At 73.1% G+C, this 689-nt stretch carries 1 protein-coding gene; it reads right to left on the bottom strand.

All coding sequences use genetic code 11. The features are described 5' to 3' along the window. The coding region (locus PKE99_RS38190) for a phosphotriesterase family protein (protein ID WP_498371923.1) at positions 1-596 on the bottom strand (596 nt) is incomplete at its 3' end. Positions 597-689: the final 93 nt, after the last annotated feature.

The raw sequence follows: 689 nt of genomic DNA on the forward strand, positions 1-689 counted from the left end.
CAGGGGTGCACGAACACCGGGACGCCGAGCTCGCGCTGCGCGCGTGCGGACGCCCGAAGGTGCGTGCGCTCGGCTTCGGTGAACTGCGGGGAGACCCCGATCTCGCCGATGATGCCGGGCCGGATCCCGGTGTCCCCGACACCATCGGCGAACTCGGCGAGGATCTCCGCCACCAGATCGTCGACAGTGGTCCGTGCCCGGCGGGCGGAGTGGAAGATGTGCACGTACCAGCCGGAGCCCATGATCACGTTGAGCCCGGTCCGCTCCGCGATGTCCCGCAGCGCCAGGGGGTCCCGGCCGACGTCGCCGTTGGTGCAGTCGACGACGGTCCGCCCGCCCGCCTCGACGAAGTTCGCCAGCTCCGCGACCGTGGCGTCCGGGTCGTCCTGGGTGGCGTTGTCCCGACAGCAGCGGGGGTCCTCGCGGAGCACCCACTGCATCGACGGGCTCACCTCCGCGTGGAACAGCGCGCGCTCGGCCGGGTCCTCGGGCTCGGCACGGGGCCTGCCGGACCAGTCGCTGAGCAGGTGCTCGTGGGTGAGCGTCATCCCGAGGGCGTCCACCGGAACCGGGCCGCGCACAGTACTGACCAGCACGGTCGGGTCATCCATCGGGTCAACCTCTTTCGTTCGGGTGGAGTCCCGGCGCCCCCGCCCGGGGAGGGGGGGGGCAGGGGGGCGGGGGGGGCG

Source organism: Pseudonocardia halophobica (genome assembly GCF_027922425.1).
Lineage (GTDB): Bacteria > Actinomycetota > Actinomycetes > Mycobacteriales > Pseudonocardiaceae > Pseudonocardia > Pseudonocardia halophobica.